This window comes from Streptomyces sp. BYX5S (assembly GCF_054724165.1).
Window position 1 is genome coordinate 3,341,143 of the sequence record NZ_CM138829.1, and the last position, 13,987, is coordinate 3,355,129.

The window sequence follows — 13,987 nt, forward strand, 5'->3', positions numbered from 1 at the left end:
TTGGTCACACTCTCGTAACGGCAGTGACATCACGGGAGCGTCATCAGCTGGAACGACGTCACGTGACATCGCGAGGGAGACATCAGGTGACATCGGGGGACAAGCAGGGCCGCCCCCAGAAGGTCATACCTCCTGATCTAAGGTCTCGGCCATGACTCACAGCACAGTCGCCGACGGAGATCGCTCGGCCCGCGACTTCGCGCACGACTTCCCCTTCGACCCCGCCTACGGCCGGGGGCTGAACGAGCTGCTGCGCATCCCCGCGCCCGAGGCCCCCGCCGACTTCGACGCGTTCTGGCGCTCGCGCCACGAGGCGGCCCGCGCGGTGGACCCGAAGCCCGAGCTCGGACCGCTCGTCGAGGAGCGGGACGGTGTCCGCATCCATGAGGTGTCGTACACCTCCGTGGGCGGTGTCCGGCTCGGCGGCTGGCTCGTGCTGCCCGCCGAGGGGGAGGCGGAGCACGGCTTCGTCATCGGACACGGCTACGGCGGCCGTGACCAGGTCGGCCCCGAGGTGCCGCTGCCGCTGCCCCGGTCCGCGGCGATCCTGCCCTGCGTGCGCGGCATGGCGGACCGCGGCCTGCTGCCCGGCGTCCCGTCCGTCTCCGCGGAACACGTCCTGCACGGCATCGCCTCGCGAGACACCTACGTCATCGGCGAGTGCGTCGCCGACCTGTGGTGTGCCGCGTCGGCGCTCCTGGAACTGGTGCCGGAGCTGAACGGCCCGGACCCGCGCCTGGGCTACCTCGGCGTGAGCTTCGGCGGCGGGCTCGGCGCCCTGGCGCTGCCGTGGGACGAGCGGTTCGCCGCGGGACAGCTGACCGTGCCGACGTTCGGCAACCACCCGCTGCGGCTGACCCTGGACTGCATCGGCAGCGGCGCCGCCGTGCGCCGGTACCACGCGGACCACCCCGAGGTCGTCGACGTGCTGGGCTACTTCGACGCGGCGACGGCGGCGGGCCGGCTGCGCAAGCCGGTGCTGGTGGCGGCGGCGCTCTTCGACCCGTCGGTGCCGCCGCCCGGCCAGTTCGCCGTGTACAACGCGCTGGCCGGGGAGCGGGAGCTGCGGGTGCTGGAGGCCGGGCACTTCGAGTACGAGGGCACGCAGACGGAGCAGGCGGGACTGGACGCCGCCACCGCGGACTTCTTCGCCCGCGTGCTGACGTGAGGTGACGTGGGTCGCCGTGAGGTGACACCGGGGCGTGGGGCGTCGTCGGCGCCCCACGCCCGGGGGAGGGGCCCTACCTGGCGTGCCCCGGGCACCCGCAGCTGGCCCGGCGCGCGACGGACACCGGCAGGACCTTCGAGACCGGCCTGCTGTCCTGGCGGCCGGTCAGCCGGCGCACGAGCAGCTCCACCGCCTCCTCGCCCAGCTGCCGCATCGGCTGGCGCACCGTGGTCAGCGCCGGCCGCACCAGGCGGCCCAGCGCGATGCCGTCGAAGCCGGTGACCGCGATGTCCTGTGGCACCCGCACCCCCCGGCGTTCGAAGGTGTGCAGGGCGCCCACGGCCAGCTGGTCGTTGGCGAACAGCACGGCCTGCGGCCGCTCACCGGGCCGGTCGAGCAGCGCGTCGGCGGCGCGGGCGCCCTCGGCCTGCGTCATCATGCCGACGCTGACATCGGGTGCCTCGGGCGCGGGGATCCCGGCGGCGCGGCAGGCCTCCACGTATCCGCGGAAACGGGCCCGTACGTCCGGCGAGTCCTCGGCCGCGCCGACGTACGTGAGCCGACGCAGCCCGTGGTCCTCGATGAGGTGCCGGGTCAGCTCGCGCTGGCCGTCGGCGTTGGCGACCTCGACGTGGTCGAGGTGGTCGAGCGCGTCCGACTCGCGCGGCCCGGCCAGCATGACCACCGGCTGGCGCTGCGCGATGACCTCCAGGTCCTCCGTCGGCACGGTGCGGGCCATCACCGCGAACCCGTCGGAGCGGCCCGCCACCTTCGCCACCTGGCTCTCCGGCCCGCCCTTGGGCGAGGCCGCGATCAGCAGCGCGTACCCGTGGCGGCGCGCGGCGCGCTCCATGCCGCGGATGATCTGGTCGGCGTAGAGCACCGCGGCGTCGTCCTCCGCCTCGTCACCCGCGGCGTGCTCCGCCTCCGACTCGACGTCCGGGTCGGAGTAGTCGGGCAGGCACAGGCCGAGCACGCCGGTGGAGCGGCTGGCGAGGCCGCGGGCGTTGCCGCTCGGCACGTAGCCGAGCTCGCGGGCGGCGGCGAGGACCTTCTCGCGGGTCTGGGCGCGGACCGTGTCGGGGGTGCGGTACACGCGGGACACGGTGGCGATGGACACGCCGGAGCGTTCGGCGACGTCGTACACCGTGGGAGCTGTGCTCACTGGGTGGAATCCCCCGAGTCCGTTGCGGCCCGGCAGGGGGCCTAAGCCTATGAAAGCGCATTCACCTTAGGCGGGCGACGGCGCCGGGGCAAGGGAAGCCGATCACGAACCACCAGGTCCGCGCACACACGCGAGGGGAGGACCCACGGATGCGGGCCCTCCCCGGCGGGCGGCGCTCAGCCGCTGCTCACCGCACCGGTCACACGCGGTCGGCCGCGATCAGCACGTACTGGAAGGAGCCGTCCCGGTACGAGTTGATGAACGCGTCCTCGATCCCCGTCACCAGCGACGACGTGGCCCGCAGCTCCCAGTACGGGAGGGTGTCCGGCGTCAGGTCGATGACGGTCTGCGGCACGAGCCGGTTGTCGGCCATGGCGCGCAGGTACTCGCGGCGCGAGTGGATGTTGCACTCGAAGTGCGCGTTGATCTGGGACACCCACTTCGACGGCTGGCCGTAGCGCGGGTTCCAGCAGCCGGTGATGGTCACGTAGCGGCCGCCGACCTCCAGGACGCGGGAGTGCTCCGCGAACAGGTCGTGCAGGTCGACGTACATGGACGACTCGTTGTTCCACGACGCCTTGACCGAGCCGGTGTCGAAGGGGGTGGACAGCATGTTGCAGACCCGGGCGCGGACGTGGTCCTGGATGCCGAGTTCCTCGGCCCGTCCGTTGGCGAAGTCGGCCTGCTTGGCCGAGAGCGTGACCCCCTCGACCGTGCACCCGAAGCGCTGGTGGGCCATCACCATCGAGCCGCCGCGCCCGCAGCCCGCGTCCATCAGGGTGTCCCCGCGGCCGATGTCACCGAGATTGCCCAGCAGGTAGGAGGCCTGCGCCGACTCCAGCCGGTGCAGTTCGGCGATCAGCTTCTGCTCGCTCGCGGGGTCCGCGGCGTCGCCGAGCGCGCTGTGGTCGACCGCGCCGATGCCGTAGTGGTGGTGGTACAGACCGTCGACATCGCCGAGCCGCAGGTTCACCGGCCGGGCCTCGCCGTCCCAGTAGCGCGCGATGTCGCCCTGGTAGGGGGTGGCCGGTTCGGGGATGTACAGGGCGGTGCCGCCCGCGGGGGCGGTGAGTTCGGTGCTGGTCACGAATGAATCCAATCTCTTACCAGAAGTCGGGCAGGCTGTAGCGATAGGTGTTGGTGCGGTGCCAGTGGTGGTTGCCGTCGACCCAGGCGGCCACGCCCCGCAGGAAGCGCTGGACGCTCGGCAGCGGGCAGGCGGCGGCCAGGGCCGCGGCTTCTTTCTCGAAGGCGCGCATGAGGTCGTTGTGGACCTCGACCGACTTCAGATAGGCCTCCCGGTTGGAGAGGTCCTCTCGTTCGGCGATCACGACCGGCAGGTTCAAGTGCCGTCCGGGAGCGTCGAGTTCCTTCATGTACGAGTACAGGTCGTTCACGATGGTCGTCGCGTTGCCCGCGAGCGCGATGACCTTCTGCATGGCCGGTCGGGCGTGCAGGTCCGCCGGCAGTTCGTAGCCGCCGACGGTGTCGGTGATGGTGGGACAGGGGCGGAAGTTGTTGAACTGGCGCATCGCCAGGTACTCCCACACCTCCGGTACGTGGTCCTGCTCGGCCCAGGCGGCCTCGGCGAGGTAGCCCATGTGCAGCCGGGCCATGTCGTGCCGGTACCGGTCGGTCTGCGAGGCACTGGCCGCCTCGTTGAAGTACTCCATGGCCGAGCGGTACGCGCGCCGGGGCGCGTCCGAGTGGAGCGAACTCGCCCACTGCGGCTGGTACTCGGGCGTGGTGTACAGCGGATCGAGGGTGGTGTGCGCGAGCAGCAGCCGGGAGCCGAGGCCGACGGGCGAGCCGCCGTGGTCCTCGCAGTAGCAGTCGTCCACCGCGTTCTCGGCCACCATCAGCCGGGTCGCGATCATCAGGTGGTCGACGGTGGGGGCGTCCGGGTGGCAGCCGACCATGTAACTGCCCACCGAGAAGCCGTCGAACTCCTCCTCCCAGTCGTCGGGGTACAGGTCCACCTCGTCCAGCGCCCACGCCTTGATCCGACGGCTCACCTCGGCGACCCGTACCGGATCGGGGTCGGGCACCGGGTGGAAGTACAGGCCGGGGATCGGCCGGCCCGCCGTGGACACCGGGGCGTCGGTCGCCGACGGCTCCGGGTGCGGGACGAGGCGCAGGCCCGCCGTGCCGAGGCCGTTGGGGCCGCGCAGCAGACGCTCCACGTCGGCTTCTGGCGCCACGTGAGCGGTCACCACGTCGATCACCGGGGCCTCGGCCCGCGGCGGAACCGCGTCGGCCGCCGGCGCGGGCGGCTGCGCGGGCACGGCGGGCGGACGGCCCGTGGCGACGCCGATGTCACGGGCGCGGGCCGCGGCGTCGGCCAGGACCCGCGTCCCGAAGCGGGAGACCGCTTCCGGCGGGTCCGACGGTGGAGGTGTCGGCTCGGGCGGGGGCATCCATGACTCCTTGAGGGCTCCTGGGTGGGGCGCGGTCGGCACCTGGCCGGCGCCGATGGCGCGGGGCGGCGGCCGCTACCGGCCGGGCCAGCGGCCGATCTGCACGTTCTCCAGCACACCGACCGCGTCCGGCACGAGGATCGCGGCGGAGTAGTAGGTGCTGACGAGGTACGAGGTGATGGCCGCCTCGCTGACCCCCATGAACCGCACCGAGAGCCCCGGCTCGTACTCGTCCGGCAGACCGGTCTGGTGCAGGCCGATGACACCCTGGTTGTCCTCGCCGGTACGCATGCAGAGGATGGAGCTGGTCCGCTCCTTGGTGACGGGAATCTTGTTGCAGGGCAGGATCGGCACCCCGCGCCAGGCCGGTACCTGCTGGCCGCCGAGGTCGACGTGGTCGGGGTAGAGGCCGCGCGCGTTGAACTCGCGCCCCATCGCGGCGATCGTGCGGGGGTGCGCCAGGAAGAACTTCGAGCCGCGCCGACGGCAGAGCAGCTCGTCGAGGTCGTCCGGGGTGGGCGCTCCCGCGTGCGGTTGCAGCCGCTGCTTGAAGTCGGCGTTGTGGAGCAGGCCGAACTCCCGGTTGTTGACCAGCTCGTGCTCCTGGCGTTCGCGCAACGCCTCGATGGTGAGCCGGAGTTGCTCCTTCGTCTGGTTCATCGGCTCGTTGTAGAGGTCGGCGACCCTGGTGTGGACCCGCAGGATCGTCTGGGCGGCCGACAGCTCGTACTCGCGCGGGTTGGCCTCGTAGTCGACGAAGGCGCCGGGCAGTTCGTGCTCGCCGACGTGCCCCGCCGACATCGGGATCTCCGCCTCGCCGCGGTGGTTCTGGCGCCGCCCCGCGCGCTCCTTGAACTCCTCGATGTGCCGGCGCAGATTCGGCGCCGAGTCCCGTACCGAGGCGAAGTCGGCGCGCGACAGGGTGAGCAGCGTGCCCGAGGTCTCGGCGACCGCGGTCTGCTCCCAGCGGGCCTCGTCGTCCAGCAGGGCGTGGTCGCCGAACCGGTCGCCGTCGGCGAGCACGTCGAGCGCGACCTCGTCGCCGTACTCGCCCTCGGAGAGCTGGCTGATCCTGCCGTGGGCGATCAGGTGCAGCCGGTCCGCCGGCGCCCCGCGCTCCACCAGGGTCTCGCCGGCCCGGAAGTCGCGCTGGACGCACCGGTCGGCGAGGGCGGTGAGCACCTCGACGTCGTCGAAGCCGCGCAGCGGCGCCAGTTCCCCGAGTTCGCGGGGGATCACCCGGACGTCACCGCCGTCCTGGATGAACTCCACGCTGCCGTCGCCGACGGTGTAGGTCAGGCGCCGGTTCACCCGGTAGACGCCGCCCTTGGTCTCGACCCACGGCAGCATCTTCAGCAGCCACCGCGAGGTGATCTCCTGCATCTGCGGGGCGGATTTGGTGGTGGTCGCGAGATTGCGGGCGGCGGCGGTGCCCAGGCTGGTCTGCCGGGGCTGCTCCTGGCGGACTTCGGGGGTCGAGTCGACTGTCATCGAATGAGCTCTCCTTGGTCGAGCGTTGGCACACGTGTGCCCGGCGGCGACCGGGCGGCAGGAGGACGGGTGGACAGGGAAAAGGCGAGTACAGGACGGGTTCTCCGTCCGGATCCGGAAGCACCGTATGGGGCGTATCGCCCGCCGCACCAAGGGAAGTTGGGGACATTAACCCGATACGTTGATCAAGCCCGCGGGGGGTTTGGACGGGCACCGATGGAACTCGGCCGCATTTGCGTGAAGCCTCCGCGGCGCCGCCGGACCGGGTGCACGCGACGCGCGATGGATGTGCCACCGCGCTTCTCGGGTGGCGTATGCCCAGGTCAAGGTGGTGCTCTCGGTGTGCGGCCGATTCCTGCCGCGCGTTCTGGTCGCCGCCGTGCGGGCCCCTCGGTCACGTGCCAAGGCGCCGGAGGGGCGACAGGAGTCGGCCACGCGGCGCTCGGGAGGCCCTTGCCGACCCCGAACCCGGCCGGATAAGCGGAATATAATCCTCCGCCGCAAAATCGTTAATGGAAGTCATTTTCATGTAGGGTCTGCGGTGTCACCCAGCAAGGAGAAGAACCATGGCTGTCCCGAAGCGGAAGATGTCCCGCTCCAACACCCGACACCGCCGCTCCCAGTGGAAGGCGACCACAGCTCAGCTGGTGCCCGTCACCGTCGACGGCGAGCGGCACCTCGTGCCGCAGCACCTGGTGAAGGCGTACCAGCGGGGGCTGCTCCGCGTCGACGCGGCCAACTAGCGCACGCTGTCGGGAAGTTGCCGCACGCCTGACCGGTCGGCCCCGCGGCCGACCGGTTAGGGTGAGGGCCCAGTGCATGATCAACGATGCTGGGAGAGACGCCCCGTGACCGACAACGCGCAGCCCGACAACCCGCGTTCCCGTATCGACACCAGCAGGCCCCACACGGCCCGGATCTGGAACTACTGGCTGGGCGGCAAGGACTTCTACCCCGTCGACGAGGCCGCGGGCGAACAGATCCGCACGCTGCACCCCGGCATCGCCGACTACGCGCTCGCGGACCGCGCCTTCCTGGGCCGAGCCGTCCGGTACCTGACGCAGGACGTGGGGATACGGCAGTTCCTCGACATCGGCACGGGGCTGCCCACGGTCGACAACACCCACGAGGTCGCCCAGCGCATCGCCCCGGACGCCCGGGTCGTCTACGTCGACAACGACCCCGTCGTCCTGCGGCACGCCCAGGCGCTGCTGACCAGCACGCCGGAGGGCAGCACGGACTACCTCGACGCCGACCTGCGCGACATCGACCGCATCCTCGAACAGGCCTCCCGCACCCTCGACCTGAGCCGCCCGGTGGCCCTGATGCTGCTGGGCGTCATCATCTTCGTGGCCGACGAGGAGGACCCGGGCGCCTATGTGCGGCGCCTCCTCGACGCGCTGCCGTCGGGCAGTCACCTCGTGCTCTCGCACACCATCACCAGCCCGGCCATGCCCGACGTCGACGAGGCGGTGGCCTTCTGGAACGAGAACGGCACGCCCCGGCTGAACCAGCGCACCCCGCAGCAGATCACCCGCTTCTTCGACGGTCTCGACCTGCTGGAGCCGGGCGTCGTCTCCTGCTCCCGCTGGCGTCCGGAGACGGGCGACCCCGCGGACATCGCGGAGGTCGCGATGTTCGGCGGGGTCGGGCGGAAGAGCTAGTGCCGGTCCCAGGCGGTTACAGCTCGCGGAGGTACTTGCCGAACTTCTCCAGTCCGTCGACGTTGCGCGGGCCGGAGATGCCCTCGTTGTAGTCGAGGACGAAGAAGCGGTCGTTCTTGACCGCGGGCAGGTCGCGGGTGTGCGGGGAGCGCTTCAGGAAGTCGATCTTCTCCTTCGCGGGCTTGTCGCCGTAGTCCAGGATCATCACGACCTCGGGGCGCGCCTCGGCGACGGACTCCCAGTTCACCTCGGTCCAGCGCTGGTCGAGGTCCGCGAAGATGTTCTTCCCGCCCGCCTTGGAGATGATCTCGTCCGGCGGAACCTGGTTGCCGGCCGTGAACGGCTTGTCGGTGCCGGAGTCGTAGAGGAAGACCGGGGTCTTCCTGCCGCTGGGCGCCTGCGCGGCGACCGCCGCCTCGCGCTTCTTGAGGTCCGCGACGACCTTCTTCGCCCGCTCCTCAACGCCGAAGATCTTCCCGAGCCGTTCCAGGTCGGTGTGGAGCGCCTCGAACGGGGCCGCTTTCTGCGGGTACTTGGGGTAGTTGAAGCAGCTCTCGGTGTGCATGAAGCTCTGGATGCCGAGCTGGTCGAGGATCTCGGGGGTGATGCCCCGGTCGTCCGCGAAGCCCGAGCCCCAGCCGGCGACGACGAAGTCCGACTTGGCGTCCACGACCACCTCCTTGTTGAGGAGGTCGTCGCTGAGCATCTCGACCTTCTTGTACTCCGAGGCCCACGGTGACTCGCTGACCGGCGGGTTGGCCGGCGGCATCACGTACCCGTGGACGTGATCGGTCAGGCCGAGCGCGAAGAGCTTGTCCGCGCTGCCCGCCTCGTAGGCGACGGCGCGCCGCGGAACGGTGTACTCGACCTTCTCCCCGCAGCGTTCGACGGTGGTCTTCCGCGCCGCGGCCTTCGGGTCGTCGGAGGCGATGTCGGCGCCGCACGCCGTGGTGACGAGCGCGGTGGCGGCGAGGACGCAGCCGAGGACGGGGTGTCGGTTCACGGGCATGGCTGAGGTCTTCCTTCTGGGGCCGGAGTCGGCGCGGGAGCGAGGGTGTAGAGCAGCTGCGGGTCGCCGGTGAGCGGGTGGGGGACGACGCTGGCGCCGACACCGAAGACGTCCTCGACGAGTTCCGGGGTGAGGACGTCCTTGGGTGTCCCGGCGGTGACGAGACGGCCCCGGCGCAGCACGCCGAGCCGGTCGCAGGCCGCGGCGGCGAGGTTGAGGTCGTGCAGGACGACGAGGACGGTCAGGCCCGCGCCGCGCAACAGGGAGAGCAGTTCGACCTGGTGGCGGATGTCCAGGTGGTTCGTCGGCTCGTCGAGGACGAGGACGCGCGGCTCCTGGACGAGGGCGCGGGCCACGAGGACCCGCTGGCGCTCCCCACCGGAGAGCGTGAGGACGCCGCGGTCGGCGAGGTGGCCGATGCCGAGACGTTCCATGGTGCGTGCGCACAGGGCGCGTTCGTGCGCGCCGAGGTGCTGATTGCCCTTGAGGTGCGGGGTCCGGCCGAGGGCGACGACCTCCGACACCGTGAAGTCCAGCTCCACGGTGCCGTCCTGGGTGAGCGCGGCGACGGCGCGGGCACCGTCGCGCATGCTCAGCCGGTTCAGGTCGTCGCCGCCGACCCGGACCACGCCCGTCGTGGGCCGCAGCGCGCGGTACACGCAGCGCAGGGCGGTGGACTTGCCGCTGCCGTTCGGTCCGACGAGACCCACGATCCGGCCGTCCGGGACGTGCAGGGACAGGTCGCGCACGAGCGTCGCGCCGTCGGTGACGACGGTCAGCCCGTCGAGCTCCAGATCCATCTCAACGTCCTCCGAACATGTAGGACTTGCGGCGCATCAGCGTGATGAAGACGGGCACCCCGATCAGCGCGGTGATGACACCCAGCGGCAGCTCGCGCGGCGCGACGAGCGTCCGCGAGGCCAGGTCGACCCAGACCATGAAGACCGCGCCCGCGAGCGGCGCGACGGCGAGCACCAGCCGGTGGGAGGCGCCCACCGCCATGCGCACGAGGTGCGGCATGACCAGGCCGACGAAGCTGATGGCACCACTGACGGCGACCAGCACCCCCGTCACCAGGGAGACGAGCAGCAGCAGCGCCTTGCGGTGCCGGTCCGGGCTGATGCCCAGACTCCCCGCGGTCTCGTCGCCGAGCGCCAGCACGTCGAGGGTGCGGCTGCCGCGGTGCAGGACGAGGACACCGAGCAGGACGGCCGCCACCACCACGGGCAGCACACCCCACGTCGCGGCACCGAAGCTGCCCATCGTCCAGTACAGGACCGTCGACGTGGCCTCGCTGTCCGGCGCCAGATACACGATGACGCTCATCACCGCCTGGAAGCCGAGCGCCAGCGCGACCCCCGTCAGCACCAGCCGCAGCGGTGACAGCGCGCCGCGCCGGGACGCCGCGGCGTACACCAGGACGGACGCGGCGACCGCGCCGAGGAAGGCGCCGGCCGACATCGCGTAGATGCCGAGCGCGGCGAGCGCCCCGGTCACCTTCACCGCGACCGCGCCCACCGACGCACCCGAGGAGACCCCGAGGACGAACGGGTCGGCGAGCGCGTTGCGCACCAGCGCCTGGATCGCCACGCCGACGGCGCTGAGCCCGGCCCCGACGAGCGCGGCGAGCAGCACGCGCGGCGTCCGGATCTGCCAGATGATCTGGTACGTGCTCTCCTCCGCCGCCCCGATCCGCCCGCCGCTCAGCGCCGCCCACAGATAGCGGGCCGTCTCGCCCGGTGTCACCGTGGCGGGACCCAGCCCGATCGCGACGACGACGGACACGACGAGCGCGGCGAACAGGATCGCGCAGGTGAGGAACAGGCCCGTACGGGAGTCGAGCCGGCCGAGCCGTCGCATCACGCCTCGTCCTCGACGGGCCCGCGCCGCAGCATGAGCCACGCCGCCGCCACCGCGACCAGGAGCAGCGCGCCGAACGCGGCGGCGATCCCCGGGTACCCGGCCACCGCCAGCCCGGCCCCGCCCAGGGCGGCACCGGCGAACACACCGAGGCTCTGCCCCGCCGAGTTGAGGCTGAGCGCCGTGCCGCGCAGCGCACCGCAGCGCCGTACGAGCAGGCTGACGGCGCAGGCCGCGACCACCGCGTGGGCGGCGGCGTGCAGCGAGGTCAGCGCGAGCGCCAGCGGCAGCCAGTGCGTGAACCAGAAGCCGACGGCGCTGACCAGCGCCGCGACCACCCCGACGACGAGGAGCCGCTCGGTGCCGGTGCGGGAGTTCTCGGCGTTGGTGACCCGCCCGGTCAGCAGGTTGCTGACGAAGAACGAGGCACCGCTCAGCGTCCACACCAGGGAGAAGACCTCCGGGTGCAGATCGAACCGGTCGTCGTAGTACGCCGCCAAGTAGGCGAGGTACCCCATGAAGACCGAGGTGCGCAGCACCGAGATCGCCAGCAGCGGCACGGCGCCGGGGACGGCGGCCAGCACCTTGAACGAGGCGAAATAGCCCGGCAGTCGGGCCGTCTCCGCCTTCTTGGCAGGCGTCGAGCCGGAGTCGGCGCGGCCACGCAGCAGCAGGGCGGCGGCCAGCAGCAGGGAGAGGACCGCGACGGCGATCAGGTCGCCCTGCCAGCCCCACAGCATCGCGGGCAGCGCGATGAGCGGTGCGGCGAGCATCGCCGTCATCGAGGTGGTGGCGGACACGAGCGTCGCGGCCCGGCCCGCCGCCCGGCCGTCGCCGAACCGGTCGGCGGCCGCGGCGGAGAGCGCCGGATTGAGGACGGCGGTGGCGGCGCCGGTCAGCAGACAGAAGGCGGCCAGCAGCAGGAAGCTGCCGCCCGCACCGAGCGCCGCGGCGACGCCGAGGACACCGAGACCGGCGGCCGCGGCCCAGGCCCTCGGCACCCGGTCGAGCAACGGCGCCAGCGCCATGCCGACGGCGAGCGCGGCGATCCCGCCGAGCCCGCGCAGCCCGCCCACGGTGGCCACGTCCCGGCCGGTCTCCTCGGCGATGGGAACCAGGTACGTACTGAAGACGGTGAAGGGCAGCAGGCCGACGGCGGACGCCAGCAGCAGCGGCCACAGGGCGCGCGTCATGGCGAGGTCGCCGGGGATCGGCGCCCGCGCATCCGCCGTACCGGCAACCGAGTGGGAGGTGGAGGCGCTCACGTGGCGGCCCCGGCGCGGTACCGGTACATGCGGGTCTCGTCGGCGCTGAACTGCGAGAACGTGAACGGTTCGGCGTTCAGCGCGGTGACCCCTGAGCCGAGGAACGCGCGGGCCACGGCGCTGCCGCTCTGCGCGTACACCACGAGCGGGATGCCCTGGTCGCGGCAGTGGCCGAGGATGAGGTCGAAGCTGCCGTTGCTGAGCGTCATGCCGGTGGCGACGACCGCGTCGGCCTTCTCAAGCACCTCGGTCATGTCGTCGGTGACGTGGTCGCCCCACTGGGTCGTCTGAAGGTTGAGGTCGCAGGGCAGGCACTCGCCGCCGCGCTCGCGGATCGCCTCCACCAGCGGGTTGACGACACCGATGAGCGCCACCTTCGCGCCGGGTGCGATGTCGAGGAGCCCGGCGATGGCCGCGTCGCGGGCCCGCGCCCGGACCTCGGGTGTGCCGGTCGGCAGGGTGACGGCCTCGGCGTCGGCCTCGCGGTGCGGCGCGGTCAGCGCCAAGTAGGCGTCGAGCGCGGCGATGCGCACGGGCGTGGAGTCGCTGCGGAGCAGGGTGTCGAGGGAGTGACCGGAGGCGTTCTCGCAGAAGTCCGGGGTGAGTTCGCCCGCCTCGAAGGAGCACGCGCCGAAGGAGGCGCCGGCCCGCAGCAGCAGATAGTGGTTGTGGTACGTCACGGGCCCGCCGGCGAGACGGGTCGTGTGGTAGAGCCAGAAGGCGCTGGTGACGGTCGTGCCGCGGGGGTCGGGACCGAGGGCCCCGGCCAGTACGGCGTCGGTGAGTTCGGCCACCGTGTGCGGCGCCTGGTGAGACATGAGGGTTCTCTCTCGTGGGTGTTCAGGGGGACGGGTTGGTGAGCGGCGGAAGGCGGCGTCAGGCGGCCGCGGAGCGCGCACCGGGCAGGGCCGCGGGATCGGCGGGCGCCGGGATCCTCGGCCAGGACATCGCCGACCACGGCAGGCTCAGCTCGTCGAGCGAGCCGATCTCGCGCGGCGCGAGTTCGCCGACGGGGCGGGCCCGGTGGTGCTGGGCGTAGGCGCTCTCGACGTAGCGGTGGCCGGTGTCGGCGGCGATGAACACATGGCTCCCGACCGGGCCCCGGCCGGGCCGGTCGCGCTCCCAGCGGGCGGCCAAGTACGCGGCGCCCGCGGAGAGTCCGGCGAAGATCCCGCTGGTGCGCAGCAGATCGACCGCGCCGGACAGGGCGGAGTCGAAGTCGATCCAGTGGATGCGGTCGTAGAGCGCGTGCCGGACGTTGCCGAACTCTATGGCGCTGCCGATCCCGGCGATGATCATGTCCGGGTCCGAGACGTGTTCCGAGCCGAAGGTGACACTGCCGAAGGGCTGCACGCCGACCAGCCGCACCTCCCGCCCGGCCTCGCGGAGGTAGGTGGCGAGCGCGCCCGTGGACGCCCCCGACCCGACCCCGCCGCTCAACGTGATGGCCCCGCCCGGGAGTTCCTTGTCGAGCCGGGCGGCCACCTCGCGGTAGCCGTAGTAGTGGATCTCGTCGTGGTACTGACGCATCCAGTGGTACGAGGGGTTGGCGTCGAGGATCTCCGCGATGCGCCGTACGCGCAGTTCCTGGTCGAGGCGGAGGTTCTTCGAGGGCTGTACCTGTTCGAGGGTCGCGCCCAGGATCTCCAACTGGACGCGCAGCGTGCGGTCGACGGTCGTGGAGCCGACGATGTGACACCTCAGCCCGTAGCGGTGACACGCGAGGGCCAGCGCGTGGGCGTAGATGCCGCTGGAGCTGTCGATGAGGGTGTCACCGGGCCTGATCGTCCCCTGCTCCAGGAGGTGACGCACCGCGCCGAGCGCCGAGTAGATCTTCATCGTCTCGAAGCGCAGACAGGTCAAGTCCCCCTCGATGCCTATGAGATGGGGCTCCTTGACCGCTTCGGCTATGTGCTCGTCCACATCGAACCCTTCCCCTGGCTCAGCT

The 13,987-nt window shown here is 71.7% G+C and carries 13 protein-coding genes; 3 read left to right on the forward strand and 10 right to left on the reverse strand.

Translation table 11 applies throughout. The features are described from left to right. Positions 1 to 151 precede the first annotated feature (151 nt). On the forward strand, positions 152 to 1,168 hold the full coding sequence (locus ACYBSK_RS15195; protein ID WP_460246441.1) for an acetylxylan esterase: 1,017 nt from the start codon (positions 152 to 154) through the stop codon (positions 1,166 to 1,168). 73 nt (positions 1,169 to 1,241) lie between these two features. Here the strand turns inward: ACYBSK_RS15195 and ACYBSK_RS15200 are convergent, their stop codons facing one another. From ACYBSK_RS15200 to ACYBSK_RS15215, 4 genes are all read right to left on the reverse strand, one after another. Beyond that, positions 1,242 to 2,333 (reverse strand): LacI family DNA-binding transcriptional regulator, encoded by a 1,092-nt coding sequence (locus ACYBSK_RS15200; protein ID WP_460246442.1) that lies wholly within the window; start codon positions 2,331 to 2,333, stop codon positions 1,242 to 1,244. 199 nt (positions 2,334 to 2,532) lie between these two features. Continuing rightward, positions 2,533 to 3,420, reverse strand: a complete 888-nt coding sequence (locus ACYBSK_RS15205; RefSeq protein ID WP_457477601.1) for a geranyl diphosphate 2-C-methyltransferase — start codon at positions 3,418 to 3,420, stop codon at positions 2,533 to 2,535. Between the two features lie 16 nt (positions 3,421 to 3,436). After that, positions 3,437 to 4,750 (reverse strand): family 2 encapsulin nanocompartment cargo protein terpene cyclase, encoded by a 1,314-nt coding sequence (locus tag ACYBSK_RS15210; RefSeq protein WP_460246443.1) that lies wholly within the window; start codon positions 4,748 to 4,750, stop codon positions 3,437 to 3,439. A 75-nt stretch (positions 4,751 to 4,825) separates the two neighbouring features. Next, the gene (locus ACYBSK_RS15215) at positions 4,826 to 6,241 is read right to left on the reverse strand and encodes a family 2B encapsulin nanocompartment shell protein (protein WP_460246444.1); all 1,416 of its coding nucleotides are present in this window, start codon (positions 6,239 to 6,241) and stop codon (positions 4,826 to 4,828) included. A gap of 566 nt (positions 6,242 to 6,807) precedes the next feature. Between ACYBSK_RS15215 and rpmF the strand changes: the two genes are divergently transcribed. Both rpmF and ACYBSK_RS15225 read left to right on the forward strand, forming a co-directional pair. Then, on the forward strand, positions 6,808 to 6,984 hold the full coding sequence (rpmF, locus tag ACYBSK_RS15220; protein ID WP_460246445.1) for a 50S ribosomal protein L32: 177 nt from the start codon (positions 6,808 to 6,810) through the stop codon (positions 6,982 to 6,984). A 105-nt stretch (positions 6,985 to 7,089) separates the two neighbouring features. Continuing rightward, positions 7,090 to 7,905, forward strand: a complete 816-nt coding sequence (locus tag ACYBSK_RS15225; RefSeq protein WP_457477605.1) for an SAM-dependent methyltransferase — start codon at positions 7,090 to 7,092, stop codon at positions 7,903 to 7,905. Positions 7,906 to 7,921: 16 nt separating this feature from the next. Here ACYBSK_RS15225 and ACYBSK_RS15230 read toward each other — a convergent pair whose 3' ends face one another. Genes ACYBSK_RS15230 through ACYBSK_RS15255 form a run of 6 tightly spaced genes read right to left on the reverse strand, consistent with a single transcriptional unit; the run spans position 7,922 to position 13,962 of the window. Further along, positions 7,922 to 8,914, reverse strand: a complete 993-nt coding sequence (locus tag ACYBSK_RS15230; RefSeq protein ID WP_457477606.1) for an ABC transporter substrate-binding protein — start codon at positions 8,912 to 8,914, stop codon at positions 7,922 to 7,924. Continuing rightward, positions 8,905 to 9,714, reverse strand: a complete 810-nt coding sequence (locus tag ACYBSK_RS15235) for an ABC transporter ATP-binding protein (RefSeq protein WP_457477607.1) — start codon at positions 9,712 to 9,714, stop codon at positions 8,905 to 8,907. The genes ACYBSK_RS15230 and ACYBSK_RS15235 overlap by 10 nt, the downstream gene beginning before the upstream one ends. 1 nt (position 9,715) lies before the next feature. After that, positions 9,716 to 10,774 carry a FecCD family ABC transporter permease gene (locus ACYBSK_RS15240; RefSeq protein ID WP_460246446.1) on the reverse strand — a complete coding sequence of 353 codons (1,059 nt, stop codon included), beginning with the start codon at positions 10,772 to 10,774 and terminating at the stop codon, positions 9,716 to 9,718. Beyond that, positions 10,774 to 12,039 carry an MFS transporter gene (locus tag ACYBSK_RS15245; protein WP_460246447.1) on the reverse strand — a complete coding sequence of 422 codons (1,266 nt, stop codon included), beginning with the start codon at positions 12,037 to 12,039 and terminating at the stop codon, positions 10,774 to 10,776. The genes ACYBSK_RS15240 and ACYBSK_RS15245 overlap by 1 nt, the downstream gene beginning before the upstream one ends. Beyond that, complete coding sequence (locus tag ACYBSK_RS15250; RefSeq protein ID WP_457477610.1) at positions 12,036 to 12,857, reverse strand: Rossmann-like domain-containing protein; 822 nt, start codon at positions 12,855 to 12,857, stop codon at positions 12,036 to 12,038. Before ACYBSK_RS15250 ends, ACYBSK_RS15245 begins: the two co-directional genes overlap by 4 nt. A 58-nt stretch (positions 12,858 to 12,915) precedes the next feature. Further along, positions 12,916 to 13,962, reverse strand: coding sequence for a pyridoxal-phosphate dependent enzyme (locus tag ACYBSK_RS15255; RefSeq protein ID WP_460246448.1), 1,047 nt, complete (start codon positions 13,960 to 13,962; stop codon positions 12,916 to 12,918). Positions 13,963 to 13,987 lie beyond the last annotated feature (25 nt).

What these genes read in the sequence shown, in the direction of transcription:
- ACYBSK_RS15195 (WP_460246441.1), top strand. Translation starts at nt 152, where the DNA reads ATGACTCACAGCACAGTCGCCGACGGAGATCGCTCGGCCCGCGACTTC.
- ACYBSK_RS15210 (WP_460246443.1), bottom strand. Translation starts at nt 4,750, where the DNA reads ATGCCCCCGCCCGAGCCGACACCTCCACCGTCGGACCCGCCGGAAGCG.
- ACYBSK_RS15215 (WP_460246444.1), bottom strand. Translation starts at nt 6,241, where the DNA reads ATGACAGTCGACTCGACCCCCGAAGTCCGCCAGGAGCAGCCCCGGCAG.
- rpmF (WP_460246445.1), top strand. Translation starts at nt 6,808, where the DNA reads ATGGCTGTCCCGAAGCGGAAGATGTCCCGCTCCAACACCCGACACCGC.
- ACYBSK_RS15230 (WP_457477606.1), bottom strand. Translation starts at nt 8,914, where the DNA reads ATGCCCGTGAACCGACACCCCGTCCTCGGCTGCGTCCTCGCCGCCACC.
- ACYBSK_RS15235 (WP_457477607.1), bottom strand. Translation starts at nt 9,714, where the DNA reads ATGGATCTGGAGCTCGACGGGCTGACCGTCGTCACCGACGGCGCGACG.
- ACYBSK_RS15240 (WP_460246446.1), bottom strand. Translation starts at nt 10,774, where the DNA reads ATGCGACGGCTCGGCCGGCTCGACTCCCGTACGGGCCTGTTCCTCACC.
- ACYBSK_RS15250 (WP_457477610.1), bottom strand. Translation starts at nt 12,857, where the DNA reads ATGTCTCACCAGGCGCCGCACACGGTGGCCGAACTCACCGACGCCGTA.